The sequence below is a fragment of the Erwinia sp. Leaf53 genome (genome assembly GCF_001422605.1).
Classification (GTDB): Bacteria; Pseudomonadota; Gammaproteobacteria; order Enterobacterales; family Enterobacteriaceae; genus Erwinia.
This window is the reverse complement of sequence record NZ_LMLK01000022.1, coordinates 511,627-531,874: the sequence shown is the minus strand read 5'-3', so window position 1 is coordinate 531,874 and position 20,248 is coordinate 511,627. Positions and strand designations below refer to the sequence as shown.

17 protein-coding genes are annotated in these 20,248 nt (G+C 58.8%); 12 read left to right on the top strand and 5 right to left on the bottom strand.

Annotated elements, in window-relative coordinates; all coding sequences use genetic code 11:
• Positions 1–647 precede the first annotated feature (647 nt).
• Positions 648–2,753: a TonB-dependent receptor gene (locus tag ASF13_RS16155; RefSeq protein ID WP_056238340.1), complete on the bottom strand. Its 2,106-nt coding sequence runs from the start codon at positions 2,751–2,753 to the stop codon at positions 648–650.
• A gap of 411 nt (positions 2,754–3,164) precedes the next feature.
• On the opposite strand from ASF13_RS16155, the gene rluB reads away from it, so the two are divergent.
• Positions 3,165–4,055: a 23S rRNA pseudouridine(2605) synthase RluB gene (rluB, locus tag ASF13_RS16150; RefSeq protein WP_056238337.1), complete on the top strand. Its 891-nt coding sequence runs from the start codon at positions 3,165–3,167 to the stop codon at positions 4,053–4,055.
• 278 nt (positions 4,056–4,333) lie between these two features.
• On the opposite strand, the gene cobO is transcribed toward rluB, so the two are convergent.
• Both cobO and ASF13_RS16140 read right to left on the bottom strand, forming a co-directional pair.
• Entirely contained in the window at positions 4,334–4,927 is a 594-nt protein-coding gene (cobO, locus tag ASF13_RS16145; RefSeq protein WP_056238335.1) for a cob(I)yrinic acid a,c-diamide adenosyltransferase, read from the bottom strand.
• Positions 4,927–5,688: a YciK family oxidoreductase gene (locus tag ASF13_RS16140; RefSeq protein WP_056238331.1), complete on the bottom strand. Its 762-nt coding sequence runs from the start codon at positions 5,686–5,688 to the stop codon at positions 4,927–4,929. Before ASF13_RS16140 ends, cobO begins: the two co-directional genes overlap by 1 nt.
• A 222-nt stretch (positions 5,689–5,910) precedes the next feature.
• Here ASF13_RS16140 and sohB point away from each other — a divergent pair, with 222 nt between their 5' ends.
• The 6 genes from sohB to acnA all read left to right on the top strand — a co-directional run bounded on the left by sohB (position 5,911) and on the right by acnA (position 15,208).
• Positions 5,911–6,960, top strand: a complete 1,050-nt coding sequence (gene sohB / locus ASF13_RS16135) for a protease SohB (RefSeq protein ID WP_056238328.1) — start codon at positions 5,911–5,913, stop codon at positions 6,958–6,960.
• A 464-nt stretch (positions 6,961–7,424) separates the two neighbouring features.
• Positions 7,425–10,022 (top strand): type I DNA topoisomerase, encoded by a 2,598-nt coding sequence (topA, locus tag ASF13_RS16130; protein WP_056238324.1) that lies wholly within the window; start codon positions 7,425–7,427, stop codon positions 10,020–10,022.
• A gap of 256 nt (positions 10,023–10,278) precedes the next feature.
• Complete coding sequence (cysB, locus tag ASF13_RS16125; protein ID WP_056238322.1) at positions 10,279–11,253, top strand: HTH-type transcriptional regulator CysB; 975 nt, start codon at positions 10,279–10,281, stop codon at positions 11,251–11,253.
• Between the two features lie 481 nt (positions 11,254–11,734).
• Positions 11,735–11,893, top strand: coding sequence for a YmiA family putative membrane protein (locus ASF13_RS23685; protein ID WP_072166401.1), 159 nt, complete (start codon positions 11,735–11,737; stop codon positions 11,891–11,893).
• A complete protein-coding gene (locus ASF13_RS24425) occupies positions 11,875–12,060 on the top strand; it encodes a hypothetical protein (RefSeq protein WP_146005477.1) in 186 nt (61 codons plus the stop codon). Before ASF13_RS23685 ends, ASF13_RS24425 begins: the two co-directional genes overlap by 19 nt.
• A 466-nt stretch (positions 12,061–12,526) precedes the next feature.
• Positions 12,527–15,208 (top strand): aconitate hydratase AcnA, encoded by a 2,682-nt coding sequence (gene acnA / locus ASF13_RS16120; protein WP_056238318.1) that lies wholly within the window; start codon positions 12,527–12,529, stop codon positions 15,206–15,208.
• A 49-nt stretch (positions 15,209–15,257) separates the two neighbouring features.
• On the opposite strand, the gene ribA is transcribed toward acnA, so the two are convergent.
• Positions 15,258–15,851 carry a GTP cyclohydrolase II gene (ribA, locus tag ASF13_RS16115; RefSeq protein ID WP_056238315.1) on the bottom strand — a complete coding sequence of 198 codons (594 nt, stop codon included), beginning with the start codon at positions 15,849–15,851 and terminating at the stop codon, positions 15,258–15,260.
• Between the two features lie 229 nt (positions 15,852–16,080).
• On the opposite strand from ribA, the gene pgpB reads away from it, so the two are divergent.
• From pgpB to yciH, 5 genes are all read left to right on the top strand, one after another.
• Positions 16,081–16,845, top strand: a complete 765-nt coding sequence (gene pgpB, locus ASF13_RS16110; RefSeq protein WP_056238311.1) for a phosphatidylglycerophosphatase B — start codon at positions 16,081–16,083, stop codon at positions 16,843–16,845.
• A gap of 174 nt (positions 16,846–17,019) precedes the next feature.
• Complete coding sequence (locus ASF13_RS16105) at positions 17,020–17,328, top strand: LapA family protein (RefSeq protein ID WP_056238308.1); 309 nt, start codon at positions 17,020–17,022, stop codon at positions 17,326–17,328.
• A gap of 6 nt (positions 17,329–17,334) precedes the next feature.
• Positions 17,335–18,504, top strand: a complete 1,170-nt coding sequence (lapB, locus tag ASF13_RS16100) for a lipopolysaccharide assembly protein LapB (protein WP_056238306.1) — start codon at positions 17,335–17,337, stop codon at positions 18,502–18,504.
• A gap of 207 nt (positions 18,505–18,711) precedes the next feature.
• Positions 18,712–19,428: an orotidine-5'-phosphate decarboxylase gene (gene pyrF, locus ASF13_RS16095; RefSeq protein ID WP_056238302.1), complete on the top strand. Its 717-nt coding sequence runs from the start codon at positions 18,712–18,714 to the stop codon at positions 19,426–19,428.
• The gene (yciH, locus tag ASF13_RS16090) at positions 19,428–19,754 is read left to right on the top strand and encodes a stress response translation initiation inhibitor YciH (RefSeq protein WP_056238297.1); all 327 of its coding nucleotides are present in this window, start codon (positions 19,428–19,430) and stop codon (positions 19,752–19,754) included. Before pyrF ends, yciH begins: the two co-directional genes overlap by 1 nt.
• A 77-nt stretch (positions 19,755–19,831) precedes the next feature.
• On the opposite strand, the gene osmB is transcribed toward yciH, so the two are convergent.
• Complete coding sequence (gene osmB, locus ASF13_RS16085) at positions 19,832–20,047, bottom strand: osmotically-inducible lipoprotein OsmB (protein ID WP_056238294.1); 216 nt, start codon at positions 20,045–20,047, stop codon at positions 19,832–19,834.
• Positions 20,048–20,248 lie beyond the last annotated feature (201 nt).

Here is a 20,248-nt window from a genome sequence, read left to right as displayed (position 1 = left end):
ACAATGTTGTAAATTATTTGTAGTCGTCGGGATGCGACTTATTATTTATATTTAACAGTGCGTCGATCGTTATCTGTACGCCGTGCGAAGTTTACACAACCTTAACGGTGGTTAAAACAGCTTATTGGCCCGAACAGAGAAAAAGCGTTAATAATCTGCCACTAAGCAAACCACTGTCCGAATAGCCTGGTCATTTGATATTGCATTAACTTTATGATGATGAATTTGATTTAAGTTGGATATTGGTGCTGCGATAAGGTTTCGGGCTGGCGTTAACCGCTGAGCTGACCTGCAAAGCTGGCGTCACCTGCTAATGATGAACACTAAAACAGCAATAGTATCAATACAACTAATGCTTACCTCTCCAGGTTCACGAGGGAAATAATCCGTACGGCGCGATTTATAATAATAAACTCAGTAAGTAACCCTTCCTGTTAAACGCGAAGGTCACACTGCGGATGTTAATTTGGGTTAACGGTTATTTACCGGGCCGGATATGCTGTTTTTTCTCCACGCTGTTCTCCCACGGTATTCCTCTTTCGGCTAATCCATACCGTACGAATGCCATCAGAAGAACAGTGAGGGGCTGACCGGCCCGCTGGTGCGACTGTAGCAGGATGCGCAGCTCAGCCGGGCAGGTCTGGCCGTCAGAAGCTGTAGTTCAGCGACACCCAGTAGTTACGGCCTGGCATCACGTAGCCGCTGGTGGAAGCGGAGGTATTAAAGTAATCACCGCCGTACAGCGAGCTTTTGCCCACCTTATAGGTGTTCACCTCGGAGAAATCCTTATCCAGCAGGTTATTCACCGATCCGTTCACCTTCAGCGCTTTGGTCAGCTGGTAGGTGGCTCCCAGGTTGACCACCGTCCAGGCCTTCAGATCACCACCTTTATCGTTATAGAGCGTTTTTTGCACCGGGGTAAGGTTGGCATAGTTGTTGGTAAAGCGCGGCGTCCTGCCGTGATACTCCACCGCCAGCCAGGTATTCAGCGCCGGGGTAGCACGCCAGTTCAGGCGCGCGTTAGCGGCCTGGTGCGGCGTACTGGTCAGCGGTGCGCCCGGATTTTTGCCGCCGATCTGCGCGGTATCGGTATAGGTATAGTTGGCGTTGAGGGTCAGCTCCGGCAGGCCCAGCGGCACGCCGCCGGCGATTTCGACGCCCTGGGTGCGGGCTTTACCGACGTTAACGTAGCTGGAGGTAGTGCTGGTCAGATCCACCGACTGAATCGCATTGCGGAAATGGTTAATAAAGCCGGTGACGTTAAAGTTCGTACCGTCGCCGTTATCGTAGTAGACGCCGGTTTCGATATTGGTGCTGGTCTCCGGCTTCAGGTTCGGGTTGCCGAGGGTGCTGGTGGTGCCGTTGCCCCCCACGCCGCTGACGCCGTTATGCAGCTGTGCCAGCGACGGCGCTTTGTAACCGGTGCTGACGCCGCCTTTAACCGTCCAGTTATCCAGCGCGTTCCACACCAGGTAGGCGCGCGGGCTGACGTGGCCGCCGAAGCTGTCGTGCTTTTCGTAGCGCGCCCCCCAGGTGAGGCTCAGCGGATCGATGATCTGCCAGTCGTCTTCGCTGTACAGTGACCAGGTTTTCTGTTCAAAAGTGTCGCCGCTGTTGGCCAGCACGATGCCGTCCTTCAGCTTCGCCTGCCAGTACTGGCCGCCGACGGTCAGCAGGTGGTCGTCGCCGATCGGCGCCACCAGCGAGGTGTCAAAAATGGCGTTGGTGTTCTTCAGCTGGCGATCGTCGCCGACGCGGCCAGCGTTGGCGGGGCTGAGGGTTTTGGCGGTCAGCACGCGGCCTCTGTTTTCGGTGCTGTCGAAGGTCAGCGTCGAGCTCCAGCGGCCGAAGCTCAGGTCGGTATTATGGCCGGCCATCACCTTATTCTTTTCAAAGCCTAGCGAGTCGCGGTAGCCACCGCCGGCTACGCCAACCGGGCCGAGCTGGCCATCGCTGTTGTTGTACCACTGGCGCGACGCTTCGCCATCGATCCACAAGGTATTCTTATCGCTGGTCGCCCAGCTGATTTTGCTGCCGAGGTCGTAGTTATCGCTTGCGGTCGGGAAGGGCACGCGGCTGTCGCCGGTCGGGCTGAGCGAGGTGATGGCGGAGCCCTGGCGGTGCAGGAAGCTGCCGCGCAGCGTCAGGTCGACGCCGCCGCCGAGCGGGCCACTGGCGTACAGGTCATACTTGCTGCTGTCGCCCCACTTGCTGTGTTGCTGAAAGCCGTGGCCGATATCCAGCGCGCCGTGCCACGCCTTGCCCTCTTTTTTGGTGATGATATTGATCACCCCGCCCATCGCGTCGGAGCCGTACAGCGTCGACATCGGTCCGCGGATCACCTCGATATGGTCGATGGCGGACATCGGCGGCAGCACCGCGGTGTTCAGCGTGCCGAAGCCGTTGGGGGTCAGGTCCGCGCTGGCCGACTGGCGCACGCCGTCGACCAGAATCAGCGTATAGCTGCTGGCCATGCCGCGGATGCTGATATCCAGCCCGCCGGTTTTGCCGGTGCCGCCGCGCACGTTGACGCCTTCAATGCCGCTGAGCGCCTCGCCGAGATCCTGGTAATTCGTCTCCTGCAGCTTCTGCTGGCTGATTACCGAAACGGACGCCGGGGCGTCGGTCAGCTTCTGCTCATAGCCGCTGGCGGAGACCACCAGCGTATCGTCGGCGGCCTGCACGGGGGCGGAAATGCACAGCACACCGGTCAGTGCCGGGCTACATAAAATGGATAATTTACTAATTTCCATGAGATTTTCCTCTTATTCACTGTAAATAATAATGCGTCCCAGGATGATAATAAAAATTGTTCGTATGAAAAGTGATAAGTTCCCGGCTCCGGAGCCTGTTCAGGACCCGTTGATGATTGGTTGAGGCAGTCCGCTAAGTCAGCGACCCTCAGTCAGATAAATCATTTGCCAAAGGGCTGTGATGGGGGAGTGCGGTTAAGATCAACGGGGAGGCGTCACGCTGGCACAGAGGAGCAAACAGGGGCTGCCAGCCTGACTCAATCTGAACTATGCTTATACGCGCTATAAAACGGGTTACAGCACCGGTAAAACCCTGTATAATAGCCCGCGAGTTTCTATTTAAGTTATTGAAAATAAAAGAATTTTTTATTTTCTTCATGACGCCTGGGAAGGCGACAAAGAGGGTGCTCCATGAGCGAGAAGTTACAAAAAGTTTTAGCACGCGCCGGGCACGGTTCCCGTCGTGAAATCGAAACCATGATCTCTGCCGGGCGCGTCAGCGTTGACGGCAAGCTGGCGACGCTGGGCGATCGCGTGGTGCCCAGCGCATCACTGAAGATCCGTATCGACGGTCACGTGGTGCCGGTCAGCGAATCCATTACCGAAGTGTGCCGCGTTCTGGCCTATTACAAGCCGGAAGGCGAGCTGTGTACCCGTAACGACCCGGAAGGGCGTCCAACGGTGTTTGACCGTTTACCTAAACTGCGCGGCGCGCGCTGGATCGCCGTTGGCCGTCTTGACGTCAACACCTGCGGGCTGATGCTGTTCACTACCGACGGTGAGCTGGCCAACCGCCTGATGCACCCGAGCCGTGAAGTTGAGCGCGAATACGCCGTGCGCGTGTTTGGTCAGGTCGATGATGAGAAGATCAAACAGCTGAGCCGTGGCGTGCAGCTGGAAGACGGCCCGGCCGCTTTTAAAACGCTGAAGTTCTCCGGCGGTGAAGGCATCAACCAGTGGTACAACGTCACCCTGACCGAAGGGCGCAACCGCGAAGTGCGTCGCCTGTGGGAAGCGGTGGGCGTGCAGGTGAGCCGCCTGATCCGCGTGCGTTACGGTGATATCGACCTGCCGAAAGGCCTGCCGCGCGGCGGCTGGACCGAGCTGGAACTGGCACCCACCAACTACCTGCGTGAGCTGGTGGGCCTGCAGCCGGAAACCGTCAGCAAGGTGGCGGTAGAGAAGGATCGCCGTCGCACCAAGGCCAGCCAGATCCGTCGTGCCGTTAAGCGCCACACCACCACCAGCAAAACGGCCAGGCCGGGCGGCAACCGTCGCTCATCGCGCCGCCAGCAGGGGTAATATGCTACGGCGGGCGGGCGTTATCTGACGCCGCTGCAAATCCTGCAAGCGTTGAGTATTAAGAGGGGGCCATAGGGTCCCCTTTTTTATTAGTACGTAATATCCGCCGGAACCTGCAGAACAACCCATCTTTGTAAAGCGGATGACCCGTAACAGGGGCTATCGTCGCCCCTTTTTACTGGCACGTAAAATCCGCCGGATCCTGCAGGACAACCCATGGTATTAAAGCGGATGAGCCATAACAGGGACCCGTGTGGCCTCTTTATTATGTTAACGGTCTACCAGTCAATGCCCTGCTGCGCCTGAATGCCGGCGTCAAAGGCGTGCTTAACCGGCCGCATCTCACTGACCGTATCGGCCAGCTCCAGCAACTCACGGTGGCAGCCGCGCCCGGTGATAATCACGCTCTGCTGCGCAGGCCGCTGCCGCAGCGCCTGCAGCACCTCTTCCAGCGGCAGATAGCCCAGGCTGACCATGTAGGTCAGCTCATCCAGCACCACCAGGTCCAGCGCCGGATCCTGCAGCATGCGCCGGGCATGCTGCCAGACGCCGAGGCAGGCGGCGGTATCGGTGTCACGGTTCTGCGTGTCCCAGGTAAAACCGGTGGCCATCACCTGAAATTCCACACCGTGCGGCTCCAGCAGGTTGCGCTCGCCGTTGGGCCACTCGCCCTTGATAAACTGGATCACCCCGACGCGCCTGCCGTGGCCCACCGCACGGGTGGCGGTGCCGAAGGCGGCGGTGGTTTTGCCCTTACCGTTGCCGGTAAAGACCATCAGAATGCCGCGCACCTCAGTGGCCGCGGCGACGCGCGCATCGACCTGCTCCTTCAGCCGCTGCTGGCGCTGCTGATGACGTTCGTTATCGGCCATTATTCAGCGGCTCCCGGTTTGCGCCCCGGCTGCGCGTCAAAGGTCTGGCCGGATTTACGCTGGCTGTCATCGCCCATCAGCCACAGGTAGAGCGGCATGATATCGGCGGGGGTTTTCAGCTTAGCGGCATCCTCCTGGGGGAAGGCGCTGGCGCGCATCGCGGTACGGGTGCCGCCGGGGTTAATGCAGTTGACCCGCAGCTGGCGGCTGTCGTACTCGTCGGCCAGTACCTGCATCATGCCTTCGGTGGCGAACTTGGAGACCGAGTAAGCCCCCCAGCCGGCGCGGCCCTGGCGGCCAACGCTGGAGGAGGTGAACACCAGCGAGGCAGCGCCGGCCCGCAGCAGCAGCGGCAGCAGCGCCTGGGTCAGCAGGAAGGTGCCATCGATATTCACCCGCATCACCTGCTGCCAGACGGCGGGCGACTGCTCGGCCATCGGCAGCACTTCGCCGAGCAGCCCGGCGTTGTGCAGCAGCCCGTCAAGGTGCGGCACCTGTTCTGCCAGCGTGCTGGCCAGCTGCTGACAGCTCTCCGGTGTTGCGGTTTCAAGGTCAATCAGCAGCCACTGCGCCGGGGCACGGCTGGTCAGGTTGATCTGGTCACACACCTGCTGCAGTTTTTCGGCATTGCGCCCGAGCAACACCACCCGCGCACCATAGCGGGCGTAGGTCAGGGCGGCTTCACGGCCAATGCCGTCGCTGGCACCGGTGACGGCGATAATGCGGTTGACCAGCAGGTCACTTTTCGGTTGATAATGCATACGAACTTCCTCAGTGCAGCAGGGCGATGGCGGCTTCCGGTCAGGCAGTCGTGGCTAACCCTTTGCCTGGATTGAATAAAAGGGTTTATGCCTGAAAACCGCCCACAGTTCAATCCCGGCCTGCAGCAATTCATCTTATGTTACCCGCTTTCAGGCGACGGGACGGCGCGAGTCGGCTACACTAGGTTTATCTCTAACATAATGTTAAATAAGGCGGAATGAGTGGATTTCCTGACATATTACGGACTTTTCCTGGCTAAAACCGTTACCGTCGTGGTAGCGATCGTGGCGATTGCCGTCGCCATCACCGCGCTGGCCCTGCGCAAGCGTGCGGCCGGCGGTGAACTGAAGCTCAGTGACCTGGGTGAACGCTATACCGAGCTGCAGGATCAGATGCGGCTGGCGAAGCTGAAGCCGCTGCAGCAGAAGCTGTGGCAGAAGGAGCATAAGAAGAAGAGCAAGCTGGAAGCGAAGCAGGCGAAACAGCAGGCGAAAAGCGGTCTGCCGCAGCCGGCAGCGCAGAGCACCCTCTACGTGCTCGACTTTAAAGGCAGCATGGACGCGGGTGAGGTCAGTTCGCTGCGCGAAGAGGTCTCCGCCGTGCTGGCGGTGGCGACGCCTGGCGATGAAGTGCTGCTGCGTCTGGAGAGCCCGGGCGGGGTGGTTCACGGTTACGGCCTGGCCTCTTCGCAACTGCAGCGCCTGCGCGACGGCGGCATTCCGCTGACCGTGGCGGTGGATAAAGTCGCCGCCAGCGGCGGCTATATGATGGCCTGCGTGGCGGACCGCATCGTCGCCGCGCCGTTTGCCATTATCGGTTCGATTGGCGTGGTCGCGCAGATCCCTAATTTCAACCGCCTGCTGAAGCGCAATGAGATTGACGTGGAGTTGCACACCGCCGGCGAGTACAAGCGGACCCTGACCCTGTTTGGCGAGAACACCGAGCAGGGGCGGGAGAAGTTCCGTGAACACCTTAATGAGACCCACCTGCTGTTCAAACAGTACGTGCATCAGATGCGTCCCGCGCTGGACATCGACAGCGTGGCGACCGGTGAGTACTGGTACGGCAGTCAGGCACAGGAGAAAGGTTTGATCGACGCTATCAGTACCAGCGACGATCTGATTATCGGTCAGTTGAAAAATCATCAGGTGATCGGCGTGCGCTACGCGCGACGCAAACGCCTGATGGACCGCTTTACCCACAGCGCCGCGCGCAGCGCGGAGGGCGTGCTGCTGCGCCTGTGGCAGCGCGGGACTAAACCACTGGTGTAATCCTCGGCCTTACCGGGGCAACGTCTCCGGTGCCGCTGCCGTTCTGCTCTGATGACGCCCGCCGCTTGCGGGCGTCTGTTTTTATGTCGGTGGTCCTTTTTTGCCCCCGGCAGTGCTGCGTTGAGGTGACGCACTGGCCAGGCGATTGAAAAAACAGCCTCTTTTTGCTGCCTTTTCTGGCGAAATGTCTTGCTAAATGCTAATTAAGTTGCGTAACGAATTTTATCAGGTACAGTGTGGGCGTTTCGGGTTCCGGGCGTAAAACAGACTTTACGCTTTGTTAGCGATGCGTTTAACAGGTGGTAAAAAGTCCCGTTAATCAGGGTGTTATCAGCTGCATTAGGGATGTTGTACGGTGTGTTTGCTCCAGCATTCCCCACGTCGGTAGAGCCATCGGCGTCACTCGCAGCGATCGCCTAACGGAACGACTTACTCTCGGATGTTTTAATCAGGTAAAGGTAACTATGGGAAAAGCTCTCGTAATAGTTGAATCCCCGGCAAAAGCCAAAACGATCAATAAATATCTCGGCAATGACTACGTGGTGAAATCCAGCGTGGGCCATATCCGCGATTTGCCGACCAGCGGATCAACGGTTAAAAAGAGCGCTGACTCTACAACCAGTAAAACAACCAAAAAAGTTAAGAAAGATGAGAAAGCGGCGCTGGTCAGCCGCATGGGCATCGACCCGTACCACGACTGGGAGGCGAACTATCAGATCCTGCCCGGTAAAGAGAAAGTGGTGGCGGAGCTGAAGGCGCTGGCAGAAAAAGCTGACCATATCTATCTCGCAACCGACCTTGACCGCGAAGGGGAAGCCATTGCCTGGCACCTGCGGGAAGTGATCGGTGGCGATGAGTCACGCTACAGCCGCGTGGTGTTTAACGAAATTACTAAGAATGCGATTCGTCAGGCGTTTGACAAGCCGGGCGAACTGAATATCGACCGCGTTAACGCCCAGCAGGCGCGCCGCTTTATGGACCGCGTGGTGGGCTATATGGTGTCGCCGCTGCTGTGGAAGAAAGTGGCCCGTGGCCTCTCCGCAGGGCGCGTACAGTCGGTTGCCGTGCGGCTGGTGGTGGAGCGTGAGCGCGAGATCAAAGCCTTCGTCCCGGAAGAGTACTGGGAGCTGGCGGCCGATCTGCAGACGCCAAAAGGGGTTGCGCTGCCGGTGCAGGTCACCCATCAGGGCGATAAGCCGTTCCGTCCGGTTAACCGTGAGCAGACCGAGGCGGCCGTCAGCCTGCTGGAAAAGGCGCGCTATCTCGTCTCTGAGCGGGAAGATAAACCGACCAGCAGCAAGCCGGGTGCACCTTTTATTACCTCCACGCTGCAGCAGGCGGCCAGCACCCGGCTTGGGTTTGGCGTCAAGAAAACCATGATGATGGCGCAGCGGCTGTACGAAGCGGGTCATATCACCTATATGCGTACTGACTCCACCAACCTGAGTCAGGATGCGGTGAGCATGGTGCGCGGCTACATCGAAGATGAATTCGGTAAAAAGTATCTGCCGAAGGATGCCAACACCTACAGCAGCAAAGAAAACTCGCAGGAAGCGCACGAGGCGATCCGTCCTTCCGACGTGAAGATCCAGTCTGAGCAGCTGAAGGATATGGAAAACGACGCGCAGAAGCTCTATCAGCTGATCTGGCGTCAGTTCGTGGCCTGCCAGATGATGCCGGCGCAGTATGACTCAACCACGCTGACCGTCGAAGCGGCCGGCTTTAAGCTGAAAGCCAAAGGGCGTACGCTGCGCTTTGACGGCTGGACGCGGGTGATGCCCGCGTTGCGCAAGGGCGATGAAGATCGTACCCTGCCGCCGGTGGACGTCGGCAGCGAACTGTCGCTGCAGGAACTGCTGCCGAGCCAGCACTTCACCAAGCCGCCGGCGCGCTTCAGCGAAGCCTCGCTGGTGCGCGAGCTGGAAAAACGCGGCATCGGCCGCCCGTCCACCTATGCATCGATCATTTCGACCATTCAGGATCGCGGCTACGTTAAGGTCGAGAGCCGCCGTTTCTACGCCGAGAAGATGGGTGAAATCGTCACCGATCGTCTGGAGCAGAACTTCCGCGAGCTGATGAACTATGACTTCACCGCGCATATGGAAGACAACCTCGACAAGGTAGCCAACAACCAGGCGCAGTGGAAAGGGGTGCTGGATGCCTTCTTCGGTGATTTCACCCAGCAGCTGCAGCAGGCCGAGAAAGATCCGGAAGAGGGCGGTATGCAGCCCAATCAGATGGTGATTACCTCGATTGACTGCCCGACCTGTAACCGCCAGATGGGCATCCGCACCGCCAGCACCGGGGTGTTCCTCGGCTGTTCCGGCTATGCGCTGCCGCCGAAAGAGCGCTGTAAGCAGACCATCAACCTGATTCCGGAAAATGAAGTGCTGAACGTTCTGGAAGGGGATGATGCGGAAACCAACGCCCTGCGCGCCCGTCGCCGCTGCCAGAAGTGCGGCACGGCGATGGACAGCTACCTGATCGACAACCAGCGCAAGCTGCACGTCTGCGGTAACAACCCGGAGTGTGACGGCTACGAAATCGAACAGGGTGAGTTCCGCATCAAGGGTTATGACGGCCCGATCGTTGAGTGTGAGAAGTGTGGTTCTGAGATGCACCTGAAAATGGGCCGTTTCGGTAAGTACATGTCCTGCACTAACGACGACTGCAAGAACACCCGAAAGATCCTGCGTAACGGTGAAGTCGCGCCGCCGAAGGAAGATCCGGTGCCGCTGCCGGAACTGCCGTGCGAGAAGTCAGACGCCTACTTCGTGCTGCGTGACGGTGCGGCCGGCGTGTTCCTCGCCGCCAACACCTTCCCGAAATCGCGCGAAACCCGCGCGCCGCAGGTGGAGGAGCTGCAGCGTTTCCGCGACCGTCTGCCGGAGAAACTGCGCTACCTGGCCGATGCGCCAGCGGCGGATGACGAAGGCAACAAGGCGGTGGTTCGCTTCAGCCGTAAAACCAAACAGCAGTACGTCAGCACCGACAAAGAGGGTAAAGCCACCGGCTGGACAGCCTTCTTCGTTGACGGCGAGTGGCAGGTGACCAAGAAGTAACTGCCCATGAGGGGGAGATCGCCCGATCTCCCCGCTTTTTTTGAGCCCCCGCTGTTGCCCGATCCCGCCAGAAACCCCTAAGATTGTTCCCAAACCGATGCTATACATATCCCACATTTTTGATATAGTTGTTATAGAAATGGCTTCTCTTATTATCAAATCGCATTAGACCCGCAGTCTGCATCCGGTCATTTTCCTGGCGGACGTCTTAGTCTGGTCTCTGGCGTCGTGCTTCAAACCCAGGATGGAATGAAAAATGAAATTGCAGCAGCTGCGCTACATCGTGGAAGTGGTAAACCACAATCTTAACGTCTCCTCTACGGCCGAAGGGCTCTACACCTCTCAGCCCGGCATCAGTAAGCAGGTGCGCATGCTGGAAGATGAGCTGGGCATCCAGATTTTTGCCCGCAGCGGCAAACATCTGACTCAGGTCACCCCCGCCGGGCAGGAGATTATCCGCATCGCCCGCGAGGTGCTGTCCAAGGTTGACGCGATTAAGTCGGTGGCCGGTGAGCACACCTGGCCGGATAAAGGCTCCCTGTTCGTGGCCACCACCCATACCCAGGCGCGCTACGCGTTGCCGGGGGTGATCAAAGGTTTTATTGAACGTTATCCGCGCGTGTCGCTCCACATGCACCAGGGATCGCCGACGCAGATCGCCGAAGCGGTGTCGAAGGGCAATGCCGACTTTGCTATCGCTACCGAAGCGCTGCACCTGTATGACGATCTGATCATGCTGCCTTGCTACCACTGGAACCGGGCGATTGTGGTAACCCCGGATCACCCGCTGGCCGGCAAAAGCAAGGTATCGATTGAGGAACTGGCGGAGTACCCGCTGGTCACCTACACCTTCGGCTTTACCGGACGCTCTGAGCTGGACACCGCCTTCAACCGCGCCGGTCTGACCCCGCGCATCGTTTTTACCGCCACCGATGCCGACGTGATAAAAACCTACGTGCGTCTGGGGCTCGGCGTCGGGGTGATTGCCAGCATGGCGGTGGACCCGGTTTCTGACCCGGACCTGGTGAGAATTGAAGCGACGGACGTGTTTACCTACAGCACCACCAAGATCGGTTTCCGCCGCAGCACCTTCCTGCGCAGTTATATGTATGATTTCATTCAGCGTTTCGCGCCACACCTGACGCGCGACGTGGTAGACACCGCCGTTGGCCTGCGCTCGAACGACGATATTGAAGCGATGTTTAAAGACATCAAACTGCCCGCCCGCTAACCAATACGCAGACTGAACGCCTCAGGGCAGCACCGCCTGCCCTGAATCTGCATTATCGGCACCGCCTGTTTCTGCAATAGCCCCCTGCCTGAAATAAATTTCATTAAATGACACCTGCGTCACAGCTTAAAGCTAATTCATTTATTAAATGAGAATCTGAACACACTTTTACGCCGATAACTTTGATCACCAATATGAAGATTTCCATAATTAGTGGAAAGTTTAGACAGTAAAGGGCGGCGGCAGCGCCTGTGCAACCTCGAACCGGCAGCCGACAATCGCTAGCAACTGTTTCCTCTGGCGATTAATTTGTTGATGCAAACAAGATGACTATCTAAATATTAATTTGGCTTAGTTGATAAAATGAATTAATCGTTTTCTCGCATAAATATTGCTGGATTTTATCCCCCGGAATGCCTTAGGATTAATCCTAATAGTGGTGGATAACATCACCAGCACCAATCAAACCAGGAGTCGCATTATGGCTACAAGACTGTCTGTACATGCAGAGTTTGCAGAGGATGCCGCTGACGCCGAAGGATCGAGCGATCTTAAACGTAAGGCCTGGCTGGCGGTGTTTGCCGGTTCATCGCTGTTCTGGCTGATGGTTGCGCTGGTGGTATGGCGGTTGATGAGTTGAACCGTTGCACACCAGAGCTTGCCGGTCAGCTGCGAAAAGAAACGGAAAAAAAGGTTAAAGAATCGACAATGGCTGCCGATACCAAGACTGAGCAGGCGATACTGGAAGGTTGGATGTTTAACGAGTCTCAGCATCGTTTTATTGAGTCAATGCTGGAAATGGATTGAGCCGGGCAGGCGGGTCAGATTAATAACGCCACAACGGTTATTATTATAAAAAAAGCCTTATTTTTCGTTACTGATATTTATACCGGGACTGATCTCAATCAGTGTGTCTGAAACCCGATAATCGCGCAGCGGTCAGAATGCTTTACAAGGGCAGCTGCGATTAATACCTGTTTTGTTAGCGAGGGTTTCTGTGAATATTACGCAATTGACGTGGTTAGGGGTGCTGACCTTCTGCACTTTGTTCTGGAGCGGCGTGGTGTGGCTGGGTATGTCACTGTAAACACACCATAATCTATTTTTTCTTACCTTATTCTCATCACGCCCTGTCGACAGCCGACGGGGCGTTTTTGTATCCGCCTGTGCTCACACCTCATGTTATCAAAATCTTACCTCCATTCTGTACTATGTTTATATCAGCCCTGTAGTTTGTCAGGGTATGAACTGCATGCGTCAAAACGGAGGAGCCATGTCGCAAACCCTACGAGAAATAAGCCAGGACACGCTGGCAGTACAGCAACAGCACTATCGTTTTTTCAGCCTGGCCCGTGTGGCGGCTGAACTGGGGGATATTTCCCGCCTGCCGAAATCGATGAAGGTGCTGCTGGAAAACCTGCTGCGCTGGCAGGATGACGACTCGGTCACCGATGAAGATATCCGCGCGCTGGCCGGCTGGCTGCAGACGGCCCACGCCGATCGTGAAATCGCTTACCGCCCGGCGCGGGTGCTTATGCAGGACTTTACCGGCGTGCCGGCGGTGGTCGACCTGGCCGCAATGCGTGAGGCGGTGAAACGCCTCGGCGGCGACGTGGCGAAGGTTAACCCGCTGTCGCCGGTCGATCTGGTGATCGACCATTCGGTAACGGTAGACCGCTTCGGCAGCGACGCGGCTTTTGATGAGAACGTACGGCTGGAGATGGAGCGCAACCATGAGCGCTATGTCTTCCTGCGCTGGGGGCAGAAGGCTTTTAACCGGTTCAGCGTGGTGCCGCCCGGCACCGGCATCTGCCATCAGGTGAACCTGGAGTACCTCGGGCAGGCGGTGTGGCACGAAGAGCAGCAGGGCGAAGAGGTGGCATACCCCGATACGCTGGTTGGCACCGACTCCCACACCACCATGATCAACGCGCTGGGGGTGCTCGGCTGGGGCGTGGGCGGGATTGAGGCGGAAGCGGCGATGCTTGGACAGCCGGTATCGATGCTGATCCCCGACGTCGTCGGCTTTAAGCTCAGCGGCAAGCTGAAACCGGGAATCACCGCCACCGACCTGGTGCTGACCGTCACCCAGATGCTGCGTAAGCACGGCGTGGTCGGCAAATTTGTTGAGTTCTACGGCGACGGCCTCAACGACCTGCCGTTGGCTGACCGCGCCACCATCGCCAATATGGCCCCGGAATATGGCGCCACCTGCGGATTCTTCCCGATTGATGCGGTGATGCTGGGCTATATGACCCTTACCGGGCGCAGCGCGCAGCAGGTGGCGCTGGTGGAAGCCTACGCTAAGGCTCAGGGCCTGTGGCGCGAACCCGGCGATGAGCCGGTGTTCACCAGCACCCTGGCGCTGGACATGTCGGAGGTGGAATCAAGCCTCGCCGGGCCGAAACGCCCGCAGGATCGCGTGGCGCTGGGCGACGTACCGGCGGCGTTTAAGGCCAGTCACGAGCTGGAGGTCAACCACGCGCAGAAAGACGGGCGGGCGGTCAGCTACCTGGACGAGAAGAGCGGTCAGCAGACCGCGCTTGATGACGGCGCGGTGGTCATCGCGGCGATCACCTCCTGTACCAATACCTCTAACCCCAGCGTGCTGATGGCCGCCGGCCTGCTGGCGCAAAAAGCCGTAGCGGCCGGCCTGCGGCCGAAACCCTGGGTGAAAGCGTCGCTGGCGCCGGGTTCCAAAGTGGTCTCTGACTATCTGGATAAAGCCGGGCTGACCGCCAGCCTTGACGCGCTGGGCTTTAACCTGGTGGGTTACGGCTGTACCACCTGCATCGGCAACTCCGGGCCGCTGCCGGACGCCATTGAAACGGCGATTAAGCAGGGCGACCTGACCGTCGGCGCGGTGCTCTCCGGCAATCGTAACTTTGAGGGGCGCATCCATCCGTTAATCAAAACTAACTGGCTGGCCTCGCCGCCGCTGGTGGTGGCCTATGCGCTGGCCGGCAACATGACGCTTAACCTGCAGACCGAACCGCTCGGCTTTAACGCCAGCGGGCCGGTATATCTGCGTGATATCTGGCCGTCGCCGGAGGAGATCGCCGCAGCGGTGCAGCAGGTCTCCACCGATATGTTCCACAAAGAGTATGCGGCGGTGTTTGCCGGCACGCCGGAGTGGCAGCAGATTGACGTCAGCGAGGCTGCCACCTACGGCTGGGATCAGGACTCCACCTACATCCGCCTGTCGCCTTTCTTCGACACCATGCAGCGCGAACCGGAACCGGTCAGCGATATCCACGGCGCGCGCATTCTGGCGATGCTTGGCGACTCGGTCACCACTGACCATATTTCGCCCGCCGGCAGTATCAAGGCCGACAGCCCGGCCGGGCGCTATCTGCTGGAGCGCGGCGTGGAGCGAACCGACTTTAACTCCTACGGCTCGCGTCGCGGCAACCACGAGGTGATGATGCGCGGCACCTTCGCCAACATCCGCATCCGCAACGAAATGGTGCCGGGGGTAGAGGGTGGCATCACCCGTTACGTACCGGGCAATGAGCAGATGGCGATTTATGACGCGGCGATGCGCTACCAGCAGGCAGGGGTGCCGCTGGCGGTGATTGCCGGTAAAGAGTACGGCTCCGGCTCCAGCCGCGACTGGGCGGCAAAAGGGCCACGTCTGCAGGGGGTAAGGGTGGTGATTGCCGAGTCCTTCGAACGCATCCACCGTTCAAACCTGATCGGTATGGGCATTCTGCCGCTGGAGTTCCCGCAGGGTGAAACGCGCAAAACCCTGGGACTGACCGGTGACGAGCAGATCGACATCAGCAACCTGGACCAGCTGCGGCCGGGGGGAACGGTGAGGGTGACGTTAACGCGCAACGATGGCAGTAAGCAGGTGCTGGAGACCCGCTGCCGCATCGATACCGGCAACGAACTGACCTACTACCAGAATGACGGCATTCTGCACTACGTGATCCGCAATATGCTGAACGACTGAGGGGCAGAGCAGGGATCGGGCAAGGGAGATCCCTTGCCCGCTGCGGCGGTTAGCCTTTAGACAACAGGTGGCCCATTTTGGCGGCTTTAGTATCCAGGTAATGGGTATTGCTCGGGTTGCGGCCGACGATCAGCGGTACCCGTTCAACGATATTGATGCCGGCCTCGCTGAGGATTTCGACCTTACGCGGATTATTGGTCAGCAGGCGAACTTCGTTGACGCCCAGCAGCTTATACATATCGGCGCACAGCGTAAAATCACGTTCGTCGGCGGCAAAACCCAGCTGGTGGTTGGCTTCTACGGTGTCGTAGCCCTGATCCTGCAGCGCATAGGCGCGGATTTTATTCAGCAGGCCAATATTACGCCCCTCCTGGCGGTGATAGAGCAAAATCCCGCGCCCCTGTTCCGCGATCTGGCTCAGCGCCGCTTCCAGCTGAAAGCCGCAGTCGCAGCGCAGGCTGAACAGCGCGTCGCCGGTCAGGCACTCAGAGTGGATGCGGGACAGGACCGGCTCATGGTCCGAGACGTCGCCATACACCAGCGCCACGTGGTCGTGCCCGGTGGCCACCTCTTCAAACCCCACCATCAGGAAATCACCCCAGGGGGTGGGCAGATTGGCTTCCGCCACTCGTTTAAGCTGCATGCGTTCTCCGTAAACGTCAGATACTGCCGCTTTCGCGCGGCGAAAGCGGCAGGGTCAGCTTGCTGACCGGTACAATACCCGCTATTTTGCCACAACCCGTCTCGCGAGGGTTAACAGCTTAGAGCGATTGCTGCGATACCGTACAATAAGCGCATCGCCAGGCTCCAGGTTATTATTTTTTATCCTATTGTTAGTGACTGACGTGATTTGAACGGACCAGGGAGAGTAGATGAAGGATATTCTGAAACGTACCACGCTGGGGGCGCTGCTGTTGCTGCTGTTGCCGTTGGCGGTAATGGTATCGGGCTGGCGCTGGCAGCCGGTGGAGATGGGGCTGGGGCATCAGATTCTGTTCTGGTTTACCGAAACGGTGACCCGGCCGTGGGGTACGCTGACCAGCGCTATCCTCTGCGGGTGGTTTCTCTGGTGCCTGCGATTTCGCCTGAAACCGGCGGTGTTTCTGCTGGCGATTATCGTTGGGGCGATCCTGCTTGGGCAGTACACCAAAGGGGTGATTAAAGAGCAGGTGAGAGAACCGCGCCCCTACGTGCTGTGGCTGGAGCAGCAGCGCGGCGTTAACCCGGAGACCTTTTATCAGCAGCACCGTAAGCAGCGCAGCCAGCTGGTCAGCGAGGCGGTAGCGGAAGATAAGCAGCTCCCCGGCTGGCTGAAGCGCCACTGGGCGTTTGAAACCGGTTTTGCCTTCCCGTCAGGACATACAATGTTTGCGGCCAGCTGGGCGCTGCTCGGCGTTGGTCTGCTGTGGCCGCGCCGGCGCTACGTGACCATCATCGTGCTGCTGGTGTGGGCGTCGCTGGTGATGGGCAGCCGGCTGGCGCTCGGCATGCACTGGCCGCGCGATTTGATCGTTGCCACCCTGTTCAGCTGGCTGTTCGTTACCCTGGCCACCTGGCTGGCGGTGCGCTTCTGCGGCCCGCTCGGCGTGCCGCTGCAGGAGCAGCAGGAGATAGCCGAACGGGAAAATGAGCCTTAATGATTGTAAACTGACGAGCCGCCCCCATTTCTTAGCGGATGCGGGACGCGCGGCTCCTTCGCAAGGGTACCGCCTGCAGCGGCCGGGGCGGCCGCGTTCGCTGCATCTAAGCAAGCATCGGGGCGATTTTTTTGGCATAATTCATCTGGTTAACTCCAGATAACGGGATGCACTGTGAAATATTTGCTGATTTTTTTGGTTGTGCTGGCGATATTCGTCGTTTCTGTCACCCTCGGCGCGCACAACGACCAGGTGGTGACCTTTAACTACCTGCTGGCGCAGGGCGAGTTCCGCATTTCAACGCTGCTGGCAACCCTGTTCGCCAGCGGATTTATACTTGGCTGGGCTATCTGCGGGCTGTTCTGGCTACGGCTGCGCCTGTCGCTGGCCAACAGCCAGCGTAAGCTGAAACGTCTGCAGCAGCAGCTGGGGCAGAGCGATACCACTGCGGCCAGCGCCCAGCCTGCGGCAGTCAGGGAATAATACTTTATGTTGGAACTGCTGTTTCTGTTGCTGCCCGTCGCTGCCGCCTACGGTTGGTATATGGGCCGGCGCAGCGCGCAACAGGATAAGCAACAGGAGGCCAGCCGCCTGTCACGGGATTACGTGGCCGGGGTTAACTTCCTGCTTTCCAATCAACAGGACAAAGCGGTTGACCTGTTCCTTGAGATGCTGAAAGAGGACAGCGGGGCCGTGGAAGCGCACCTGACGCTGGGCAACCTGTTCCGTTCGCGCGGCGAAGTCGACCGCGCGATCCGCATTCACCAGGCGCTGATGGAGAGCGCGTCGCTGACCTACGACCAGCGCCTGCTGGCGATCCAGCAGCTGGGGCGCGACTATATGGCCGCCGGCTTCTACGATCGCGCCGAGCAGATGTTTGGTCAGCTGGTGGATGAAACCGACTTCCGCGTCAGCGCGCTGCAGCAGCTGCTGCTGATCCACCAGGCGACCAGCGACTGGACCAACGCCATTGAGGTGGCGGAGCGGCTGGTTAAGCTGGGCAAAGAGCGGCAGAAGATGGAGATCGCCCACTTCTACTGCGAGCTGGCGCTGCAGGCGATGGGCAGCGACGATCTCGACCGGGCAATGAGCCTGCTGAAACGGGGTGAGTCCGCGGACCGCAACAGCGCCCGCGTATCGATTATGATGGGGCGCATTCAGCTGGCGAAAGGGGAGTATGCCCGCGCGGTCAGCCATCTGCAGCGGGTGATCGAACAGGATCACGAGCTGGTCAGTGAAACACTCGATATGCTGGAAACCTGCTATCAGCACCTCAACCAGCCGCAGGCGTGGCGCGACTATCTGCAGCGCTGCGTGGAAGAGAACACCGGCGCGGCGGCGGAGCTGCACCTGGCGGCGATCCTCGATCGCGATGAAGGGGCTGAGGTGGCGCAAACCTATATTACCCGCCAGCTGCAGCGTCATCCTACCATGCGCGTGTTCCATCGCCTGATGGACTTTAACCTGCAGGAGGCCGAAGCGGGCCGCGCGAAAGAGAGCCTGATGGTGCTGCGCGATATGGTTGGCGAGCAGATCCGCACCAAGCCGCGTTACCGCTGCCACAAGTGTGGTTTCACCGCCCATGCGCTCTACTGGCACTGCCCGTCATGCCGCACCTGGTCTTCGGTTAAACCGATCCGTGGCCTCGACGGTCAGTAACCGGGGGCGATTAAACCGGTATCGTCAATTAGTTACAACATACTTTTTATCCCTCTCCCAACATGGTTGCAGTAACGCCGGTGCAGGGCGGTCATGCAGGGCGAGGGAGTTTTTTACAGCCCGGGCCATTTTCTCAATACCTTGCCTGTGAATTTCCTCCCGACACAGGTAGAATGCCAGCCGTTTGCCACCCACGAGGAGACTTCCATGCATGACACTCAGGTTAGCGGTTCACCGATTGTGGTCGCTTTAGATTACGCCGATCGCGATCGCGCGCTGGCGTTTGTCGACCAGATTGAACCCGGCAGCTGCCGTCTGAAGGTGGGCAAAGAGATGTTCACGCTGTTCGGGCCGCAGATCGTCCGTGACCTGCAGCAGCGCGGCTTCGAGGTGTTTCTCGATCTGAAATTCCACGATATTCCCAACACCACCGCCCACGCGGTGGCGGCAGCGGCCGATCTCGGCGTATGGATGGTCAACGTTCACGCCAGCGGTGGGGCGCGGATGATGAGCGCGGCGCGCGAAGCGCTGGTGCCGTTTGGCAACGATGCGCCGTTGCTGATCGCCGTGACGGTACTCACCAGCATGGACGCTGAAGACCTGCGCGGGCTGGGCATTACCCTGACCCCGGCAGAGCAGGCGGAACGGCTGGCGCGGCTGACCCGCCAGTGTGGCCTCGACGGTGTGGTCTGTTCCGCACACGAAGCGGTGCGTTTTAAACAGCACATTGGCCAGGACTTCAGGCTGGTAACGCCGGGTATCCGCCCGGCGGGCAGCGATGCCGGCGATCAGCGCCGCATCATGACGCCTGAGCAGGCGCAGCAGGCCGGCGTTGACTATATGGTGATCGGGCGTCCGATTACCCAGTCTGCCGATCCGGCCGCTACGCTTGCCGCAATCCTCAGCTCACTGCAGGAGGCGTAATGGCCGATAACAACAGCCGCCTGGTCTACTCGACGGCCGGCGGACGCATTGACGAGCCGAAAGCGGTAGCGGTGCGCCCGAAGGGCGATGGTATTGTACGTATTGCGCGCCAGACCAGCGGGCGAAAGGGCAAGGGCGTGTGCCTGATTAGCGGTATCGACGCGGACGACGCCGAGCTGAGCAAGCTGACCGCCGAGCTGAAAAAGAAGTGCGGCTGCGGTGGCGCGCTCAAGGATGGCGTGATTGAGATTCAGGGCGACCAGCGCGACCTGCTGAAAACGCTGCTGGAGGCCAAAGGGCACAGGGTCAAACTGGCCGGCGGATAAGGGAAAGGCCACGAGCGATCGTGGCCTTTTTGCTAAGCGCTGCTGCAGGCAGCCTGCCGGGCTATACCGTCGTCAGCTTAATCGACCTGGTGGCCGATTATACCGCCGACGGCCGCGCCGCCGAGGGTGCCAAGGCCGCTGCCGTTGGTCAGAATTGAGCCGCCGATAGCACCGGCGCCGGCACCAATGGCGGTGTTACGATCGCGTTTCGACATGTTTGAACAGGCGCTGAGTGAAAGAACTAAAGTTGCAGCCAATACGGCGGCGGTAACGCGTTTTGCAGTAGTTGACATCATTATTCTCCTGATTTTCGTCGACCAGATAGCGTTAATTGTCTGGATACCCTCTAAGTATAGAAGGGTTTACTGATTATACGCTCAGGTGAAAATTCCTAATTTTTAGACATCTCTGTACACACTTCTCCTGCCTCAGTCAGAAACTGCCCGCTATTCAGCCAATGCTTCCATACCGTCGCGGCCGTGCTGGCATGACAA

Bases quoted from the DNA above. Each gene is read 5' to 3' on its own strand.
- ASF13_RS16155 (WP_056238340.1), bottom strand. From the start codon at position 2,753: ATGGAAATTAGTAAATTATCCATTTTATGTAGCCCGGCACTGACCGGT.
- rluB (WP_056238337.1), top strand. From the start codon at position 3,165: ATGAGCGAGAAGTTACAAAAAGTTTTAGCACGCGCCGGGCACGGTTCC.
- cobO (WP_056238335.1), bottom strand. From the start codon at position 4,927: ATGGCCGATAACGAACGTCATCAGCAGCGCCAGCAGCGGCTGAAGGAG.
- ASF13_RS16140 (WP_056238331.1), bottom strand. From the start codon at position 5,688: ATGCATTATCAACCGAAAAGTGACCTGCTGGTCAACCGCATTATCGCC.
- topA (WP_056238324.1), top strand. From the start codon at position 7,425: ATGGGAAAAGCTCTCGTAATAGTTGAATCCCCGGCAAAAGCCAAAACG.
- cysB (WP_056238322.1), top strand. From the start codon at position 10,279: ATGAAATTGCAGCAGCTGCGCTACATCGTGGAAGTGGTAAACCACAAT.
- ASF13_RS23685 (WP_072166401.1), top strand. From the start codon at position 11,735: ATGGCTACAAGACTGTCTGTACATGCAGAGTTTGCAGAGGATGCCGCT.
- ASF13_RS24425 (WP_146005477.1), top strand. From the start codon at position 11,875: ATGGCGGTTGATGAGTTGAACCGTTGCACACCAGAGCTTGCCGGTCAG.
- acnA (WP_056238318.1), top strand. From the start codon at position 12,527: ATGTCGCAAACCCTACGAGAAATAAGCCAGGACACGCTGGCAGTACAG.
- ribA (WP_056238315.1), bottom strand. From the start codon at position 15,851: ATGCAGCTTAAACGAGTGGCGGAAGCCAATCTGCCCACCCCCTGGGGT.
- pgpB (WP_056238311.1), top strand. From the start codon at position 16,081: ATGAAGGATATTCTGAAACGTACCACGCTGGGGGCGCTGCTGTTGCTG.
- lapB (WP_056238306.1), top strand. From the start codon at position 17,335: ATGTTGGAACTGCTGTTTCTGTTGCTGCCCGTCGCTGCCGCCTACGGT.
- pyrF (WP_056238302.1), top strand. From the start codon at position 18,712: ATGCATGACACTCAGGTTAGCGGTTCACCGATTGTGGTCGCTTTAGAT.
- yciH (WP_056238297.1), top strand. From the start codon at position 19,428: ATGGCCGATAACAACAGCCGCCTGGTCTACTCGACGGCCGGCGGACGC.
- osmB (WP_056238294.1), bottom strand. From the start codon at position 20,047: ATGTCAACTACTGCAAAACGCGTTACCGCCGCCGTATTGGCTGCAACT.